7 protein-coding genes and 1 tRNA gene are annotated in these 7,369 nt (G+C 55.8%); 6 read left to right on the plus strand and 2 right to left on the minus strand.

Translation table 11 applies throughout. The annotated features are described in order from the left end of the window. Positions 1-15: 15 nt before the first annotated feature. Both Q8Q07_03225 and Q8Q07_03230 read left to right on the plus strand, forming a co-directional pair. A complete protein-coding gene (locus tag Q8Q07_03225) occupies positions 16-1,254 on the plus strand; it encodes a phosphoglucomutase/phosphomannomutase family protein (protein ID MDP3879305.1) in 1,239 nt (412 codons plus the stop codon). 136 nt (positions 1,255-1,390) lie between these two features. After that, positions 1,391-1,467, plus strand: a tRNA-Asp gene (locus Q8Q07_03230). A gap of 70 nt (positions 1,468-1,537) precedes the next feature. Here the strand turns inward: Q8Q07_03230 and Q8Q07_03235 are convergent. Next, the gene (locus Q8Q07_03235; protein ID MDP3879306.1) at positions 1,538-2,221 is read right to left on the minus strand and encodes a TIGR00730 family Rossman fold protein; all 684 of its coding nucleotides are present in this window, start codon (positions 2,219-2,221) and stop codon (positions 1,538-1,540) included. A 218-nt stretch (positions 2,222-2,439) separates the two neighbouring features. On the opposite strand from Q8Q07_03235, the gene Q8Q07_03240 reads away from it, so the two are divergent. Then, a complete protein-coding gene (locus Q8Q07_03240) occupies positions 2,440-3,132 on the plus strand; it encodes a lactate utilization protein (GenBank protein ID MDP3879307.1) in 693 nt (230 codons plus the stop codon). 14 nt (positions 3,133-3,146) lie between these two features. Here the strand turns inward: Q8Q07_03240 and Q8Q07_03245 are convergent, their stop codons facing one another. Continuing rightward, positions 3,147-3,371 (minus strand): hypothetical protein, encoded by a 225-nt coding sequence (locus Q8Q07_03245; GenBank protein ID MDP3879308.1) that lies wholly within the window; start codon positions 3,369-3,371, stop codon positions 3,147-3,149. A gap of 241 nt (positions 3,372-3,612) precedes the next feature. Between Q8Q07_03245 and Q8Q07_03250 the strand changes: the two genes are divergently transcribed. The 3 genes from Q8Q07_03250 (at position 3,613) to Q8Q07_03260 (ending at position 6,800) form a co-directional block, all read left to right on the plus strand. Then, the gene (locus tag Q8Q07_03250) at positions 3,613-4,521 is read left to right on the plus strand and encodes an ABC transporter ATP-binding protein (GenBank protein MDP3879309.1); all 909 of its coding nucleotides are present in this window, start codon (positions 3,613-3,615) and stop codon (positions 4,519-4,521) included. Positions 4,522-4,631: 110 nt separating this feature from the next. Then, entirely contained in the window at positions 4,632-5,396 is a 765-nt protein-coding gene (locus Q8Q07_03255; protein ID MDP3879310.1) for an ABC transporter permease, read from the plus strand. Positions 5,397-5,558: 162 nt separating this feature from the next. Beyond that, positions 5,559-6,800: a CCA tRNA nucleotidyltransferase gene (locus tag Q8Q07_03260; protein MDP3879311.1), complete on the plus strand. Its 1,242-nt coding sequence runs from the start codon at positions 5,559-5,561 to the stop codon at positions 6,798-6,800. Positions 6,801-7,369: the final 569 nt, after the last annotated feature.

Below are 7,369 nucleotides of genomic sequence, written 5' to 3' on the forward strand. Positions count from 1 at the left end.
GACTTCGCGGCGGCGGTGGCTGAAGTGGCGGCCGCCAACGGGATAAAGGCTTACCTTTCCACCAGTACAGCGCCGACGCCGGTAATCAGCTATGCCACTTTAACCCAAAAGGCCGGTGGGGCGGTGGTCATCACCGCCAGCCACAATCCGGCCATCTGGAACGGCTTCAAGTATAAATCGGAGACCGGCTCCAGCGCTCCTACGGAGGTCATCGCCGAGTTGGAGAAGAATGCAGCCCGCGTCTGGGCCACGGGAGAAGTTGCCCGGATGCCGCTGACCGAAGCCCTGAATAAAGGGCTGGCGGAATACCTGGACCTGGCTCCTATCTATTTCCGCCAGATAGAGAGGCTGATTGACCTGCCGGAGTTGCGCCGGGCGAAGCTGAAAGTCGTGGTGGACTCCATGTACGGGGCCGGCGCCGGATATCTCAAGGAGCTGCTGGGCGGGGGCAATATCGAGCTGGTGGAGATACACGGCGAGCGTAACCCGCTGTTTCCCGATATGCAGCAGCCGGAACCGATCGCCCCGAACCTTGCCCGGCTATCGGCGGCGGTCAGGGGAGAGGGCGCGAGTGTCGGCCTGGCGACCGATGGCGATGCCGACCGCATGGGCGTCACTGATGAGAAGGGAGTATTCCTGACCCAGCTCCAGGTCTTTGCCCTGCTCTGCCTGTACCTGCTGGAGGTGCGCGGTGAGCGCGGCCCCCTGGTCAAGACGATAACGACGACCAGCATGATCTACCGTCTGGGGGAAATATTTAAGGTGCCGGTATATGAGACTCAGGTGGGTTTCAAATACGTGGCGCCGATGATGATGGCGCACGATGCGCTGGCGGGGGGCGAGGAAAGCGGCGGCTACGGCTTCCGGGGTCATGTGCTGGAAAGGGATGGCATCCTGGCCAATCTCTACTTCCTGGACATGATAGTGAGAACCGGAAAGACCCCTTCGAAGCTTATTGATTATCTCTACAGCAAGGTTGGCGCTCACTATTATCAGCGTATTGACGTCGAGTTTCCCGGAGACCGGCGCCAGGCGATTGCCGGGCGGCTGGAGCGCCAGCCGGAGCAGATAGCCGGGGTCAGGGTGGCTAAGTTTGAAACCGGTGATGGCTTTCGTTATCTTCTGGAGGACAATACCTGGCTGCTTATCCGGTTTTCCGGGACTGAGCCGTTACTGCGTATCTACGCGGAAAGCGGTTCGCCTTCCCGGTTGACCAGGCTGCTGGAGGCCGGTAAAGAATTAGCCGGAGTCTGAAAGAGACGGGGTGAACCGGGTACGCAGGTCAGGGTTCTTGCCAGAGGCGTAGAATTAGTTTGACACAGTGTGCCGTCCACTGCTAGACTTTGATAGCAAAGGGACAGCTTTGGTTTCCAATCACTCAGGTTATTAAGGCCCCGTGGTGTAGCGGTCTAACATGCCACCCTGTCACGGTGGAGATCGGGGGTTCGAATCCCCCCGGGGTCGCCACCATCTGAAATCCGGCGATATCCGCCGCAGGTTTTATCCCGGGGCTGGCTATGGCGGGGGCGTGGCGGGTCTATTCAGACAGCGCCTTGCTGCCGCTAACCTCATGTTTCCGGTACCAGTTCTGTACCACTTCGACGACCTCATCGGGGTGGTCACAAACCCGCAGCAGGTTCAAGTCTTCTTCGGAAATAAACTTTTTGGACAGGACAGAACTGCGTATCCAATCCAGCAGCCCTCCCCAGAATTCATTATTGTACAGTATTACCGGAAACGGCTTGATTTTAAGGGTTTGCATCAGGGTTAATACTTCGGACAGCTCATCGAGCGTTCCCAGTCCGCCGGGCATGATGACAAAGGCGATGGCATACTTTACCAGCATTACTTTGCGCACAAAAAAGTGGTGAAAGGTTATCGTCTTGTTGGCATAGGCATTGCAGGTCTGCTCCTCAGGCAGTTCAATATTAAGGCCGACGGAGGTAACGCCGGCATTGAGCGCGCCCTTGTTGGCGGCTTCCATGACACCCGGCCCGCCGCCGGTTATTATCGAAAAACCGGCTCCGCCCAGTTTACAGGCGATTTCCTCAGTCTCGGCGTACAGTTTATCATCGGGGGAGAGCCGGGCGGAACCATAGACGGTCACGGCCGGTTCGATGCCGTTCAGGGTATCAAAACCCTCCACCAGCTCGCCGATGATGCGGAACATGCGCCAGGATTCTTCCTTGGCCAGGTCATTTATTTCATACCCGTATGGCATAATATCCCTCCCATGATGTAAATCAGAGATAGCGATTTTTAAAGCGCGATATTAGTATATGATAACATTAAATGAGCGCGGGAGCTATTGCGACTGTCACAGACGGATGACTCTTTACCCCGGGAGAGTCAACGAGAGGCTTAACCCGCTGCTTGACAGCCATATTAGCGCCCGTTAAAATCAAGGGACGCCACGCAGAATTGACAGGGGGATTAGCCATGACTATTGAGACTGATATGAGCCGGGAAGAAGCCTGGTTTAAAGAGAAACTGGCCCGGCGCTGCCTTACCGCCATGGAAAAGCATAACATCCCGGGGCACTACTGCCCGGACCGCGATGAGGCCTTGCAGAAAATACTGGAGATGATCCCGCCGGGGGTCACCATCGGCGCGGGCGACTCGGTAACCCTCTCCCAGATAGGCATCCTCGATGAACTGGAGAAGAGGGGCAGCCATCAGGTCTTTGACCCTTTCCGCAAGGATGGAGAGGACTGTATGCCGGATACCTTCCGGGACCTGATTGAGACCGGGAAGCAGGCCCTGGCTACTGACTACTTTCTCACCGGACTGAACGCGATTACCGTGGATGGTAAAATCGTCAACACGGACCGGACGGGGAACCGGGCCAGCGGTCTCATCTTCGGCCCCAAGAAGGTTATCGCCGTGGCCGGTATCAATAAAATCGTGGCTAATTTAGAGGAAGCCCTGGCACGGGTAAAAGAGGTGGCCGCCCCGCTGAATGCCTACCGCCATCACATCAAGCATGAAATGGACACCCCTCCCTGCGCCATTACCGGAACTTGCGCTGACTGCCGTCACCCGCGGCGTATTTGCTGCTACACGGTAATCGTTGAATACCAGATCACGCCGCGTATCGAGCTGGTAATCGTCGGGGAAGATCTGGGGATATAGAACCGGTGCTGTCTTTAAGACTCGCTTTCTTCTGCATCATCTCCGGGAGAAGGCACGTTGTGGGGACGACCCAAGAAATACTTTTCCGCGGTAAATGGTGAGTACCCTTCGGAGACTTTCTTGCCATCCTCAAAGATCTCCAGCGCCGCCCCGCATACTGAACAGGTCTGATTCCTGGGAAAGCGTAATGCCCAGCCAACAGTACGATAGCCACACTTTGGACATCTACCTTCCATCATTACCTATGTTATAATATCCCGCTTCTCAGTATGTCAACCTGACTCAGCGCGGGCAGGGAATCTATTTTAGGCCCGCCCGGGTCTGCAACTACCCTGTTTCAACTGTTTTCAGGGAAATTCAGGGCGGTACCCGGTAGTTGACCGGTAAATATTTCAGTAATGGTAGCAGAAACTCATTGACCGCAGGTTCGGCAACTGGTAGGATTAACTGCGGATTATTGCCAACAACCGGTGAATGTCGATGGCTGTCATTGTGACACAACACCTGACCAAGAAATTTAGCGACCTGGTGGCGGTAGACGACGTTAACCTGGAGATAGCGGAGAATGAGTGTTTCGGTTTGCTGGGGCCTAATGGCGCCGGTAAGACCACCCTTATCAGGATGATAACCGCCGTCTCACCGCCTACCGCAGGCGATATCCACATCACAGGTAAAGACCTGAGAATGCACTCGCGCCAGATAAAAGCGATGCTGGGGGTAGTGCCCCAGATTGATAACCTGGACGAGGACCTGACGGTACTTCAGAACCTGACCACCTTTGCCCGCTACTTTTCCATACCCGGGGATGAAGCCCGCCGCCGCAGTCTGGAGATACTGAGTCTGTTCCAGCTCGAGGGCAGGCGCAACAGCCACATCAGAGAGCTGTCCGGCGGTATGAAACGGCGCCTGCTGCTGGCCAGGGGATTGATCAACCGTCCCAGGATCATCATCCTTGACGAGCCGTCAATAGGGCTTGACCCCCAGGCCAAACACCTGGTATGGCAAAAACTGGAAGAATTGAAAACTCAGGGGGTCACCCAGCTTCTGTGCACCCAGAACATGGAAGAAGCCGCCGTTCTCTGTGACCGGGTGGCCATAATGCACCAGGGCAAGATACTGACCCAGGACAGTCCCCAGGCCCTCATTTCCCGGTACGCCGGCGATGAGGTACTGGAGATAGAGGCAAACTCAGGTAACCGGAGCCAGATTATCAAGACGCTGACCGATTACAGGCTCGACTTTACTGACCTGGGCTACGTAATCCACGTCTTCGACGCTGCCGGAGACGGTTCCAGAGAGCTGAGCACTTTAACCGCGCACACCTGGCGGAAACCGGCGACATTAGAGGACGTCTTTTTCAAACTCACCGGGAGCGTGCTATCCGAATGAACCTTTTAAACTTATCGGGGGGATATTATCCGGAGGAACCTTTTTAAGCTCGCCGGCAAGATACCCGGTTAGGGAAACAGTCCCGGATAATCCGGGGGACATGAAGTAGTATGAGAATCTTTTCCTGGCGGTTTATACGGATGTGGCAGCGGAACCGGGATGTCTTCCTGAACCTGTGGCACTCGGAAGCGCCCGGTTTTATCGCTGAACCCATCATGGTGATACTGGCCATGGGGCTGGGACTGGGGGCTTATATCGGCCTGGTCGAGGGCCAGCGTTACATCGAGTTTATCGTGCCCGGTATCATCGCCAGTTACGGAATGTTCAGCGCCAGCTTCGAGTGTACCTACGGCAGCTTCGTCCGCATGGAATACCGCAAGGTTTATGACGCCATCCTGGCCACGCCGCTTGACGTGGAAGACGTCATCGCCGGGGAAATATTCTGGGGAGCCACCCGTTCCCTCATCACCGGGACCACAATTTTAGTCATCGCCACTATCTTTGGGCTGGTGACTTCACCCTGGGCGCTGCTGATACCGGTGCTTTCCTTAATATCCGGAATAATGTTCTCCGCCATCGCCGTCACCTTCACTTCCCTGGTGCCCTCTTTTTACAGCTTTAACTATTATTACACCCTCTTTATCACGCCCATGTTCTTTTTCAGCGGGGTTTTCTTCCCGCTCTCAAATTTCCCCGATATCGTTCAGAGACTGAGCTGGATAGTACCCCTGACCCCGGTGGTCAAGCTCTCCAGAGCCCTGGTCTGGGGAGAGTTCCAGCCTGACCTGCTCACCGCCCTGGGCATCATCGCCGTAGCTACGGCCGTCTTCTTCCCCTTGTCTCTGGTGATGATGAAACGGCGACTGACTGTATAGAGCTTATGTCCGCTCTTTACCTTTAGCACCAGTCCGGTATTTGGCCGATAAAGTCATTACCCGCTCAGGCATCTATTTAGTTTAGCGTGTATTCTTCTATCCGGTGAACTCAGTAATGACCTGTGCTATAATTCGGGCTGTGTATCTTACCGGTGAGCTAATATGACTGAGACTATCAATCTGTCAGCTAAAATCGAGGAAAAACTGCCCGCCGAACTGGTCGACTTTATGCGGCAGGCGGGTGAGGCGGCCACTGCACGAGGGCAGAAGCTGTACCTGGTTGGCGGGGTGGTGCGTGACCTGCTCCTGGGGCGCGCCAATCTTGACCTTGACCTGGTGCTGGAGGGTGACGCCATCAGCCTGGCAGAACAGCTGGCGGGGACCGGTGGCAGGAGATTGAAGACCCACCCCCGTTTCGGCACCGCTAAAGTGCAGTGGCAGCGGTGGAGCGTTGACCTGACCACCGCCCGCTCCGAGACCTACGATAAGCCCGGAGCGCTTCCAAAGGTAAAGCCCGGCTCCCTGGCCGACGACCTTTTCCGGCGCGATTTCACCATCAATGCCATGGCGGTAGAGCTGGCTCCCGGTAGCTACGGCCATCTGATTGACCCCTACCGGGGCTTGGATGACCTGGGAAGTAAATTGGTACGTATTCTGCACCCGGTGAGCTTTATTGACGATTCTACGCGTATCTGGCGCGGGTTGCGTTACGAGCAACGCCTGGACTTCCACCTGGAGGCGGATACTTTACGACTGCTGAAGCGGGACGTGCCGATGCTGGATACCATCAGCGGCGACCGCCTGCGTCATGAGCTGGAGATGGTTTTGCGGGAGGAGCGCCCCGAAAAGGTGCTGCGCCGCGCCGGGGAACTGGGTGTACTGTCCCAATTGTATCCCGGCCTCACAGGCGACGACTGGCTGGCGGAGAAGTATGCAGACGCCCGTACAGCGGGTTCTTCATCCGTGGAGGTCTATCTGGCGCTGCTGGCTTACCGGCTGACGGGGGAGGAGACGGAAGGACTGATTTCACGGCTCAGACTGCCAAATCCGCTGGCCCGGACACTGAGAGAAACCGTTAGCCTTAAGGCCAGGCTGCCGTTGCTGGCCGACGCCAAAATTGCACCGAGCCGTATCTACCGGCTCCTTGAAGGCAATTCACTGCCAGCGATTACCGCCAGTCTGTTAGCCGCTGATTCCGCCGTAGCCCGCCAGCATATCCGGCTTTATCTCGATAGGCTGCGCTATGTCCGCCCCACCCTCACCGGCCGCGACCTGCAACAGATGGGCATTGCCCCCGGCCCCCGCATGAAAGAGATTCTGGAGCGACTCCACGAAGCGCGGCTGGATGGTAAGGTAACATCGAAGAAGGGGGAGGAGGAGATGGTGAGGGGGTGGATTTTCTAACCCCTCACCCTTTATCCCTCTCCCCTTCAGGAGAGGTAACCAAACCTGATTCTTCCGAAGTCCTTCTGACCGTACGCATTCCCAAAGGTGCATGAGTCATGGCTGCTATATTTCTAGTCATTCTTAGAGCTGTCCGAAGTGGTCTATCCGGAAAGCTCTAATACCTATCTGGTAAATCCAGCGCTCAGGTAGTGCCGGTCACCCCCTGGGGCAACTATTACAGGAGGTAATGGAATGAACGCACAGCTAACTATAGCATATCGCCGAATATGTACGCCAGCTATGTGGATGGATGATACGAGCTCTGGTTAGGTATGCTGAGTTGCCAGTTGAAAGAAGGATGTTCCCAGGGGCATTGTGAAGCGAGGCTTATGAGAGCAGGTCACGGCTGGGATAGGGTGACCCCCTACTAGCCCAGAAACAAGCCTAAATTAGGGGGGACAACCAGTGGTATACAGCTATGGTATACAACCATGGTATACAGGAGGTAAATTATGACGACTGCGAGAGAACGATATGAAGCAAAAACCAAGGTGGTTACTTTTCGGGTCCACCAGGGACTCTACGAA

This window comes from Dehalococcoidales bacterium (assembly GCA_030698765.1).
GTDB lineage: Bacteria > Chloroflexota > Dehalococcoidia > Dehalococcoidales > UBA2162 > JAUYMF01.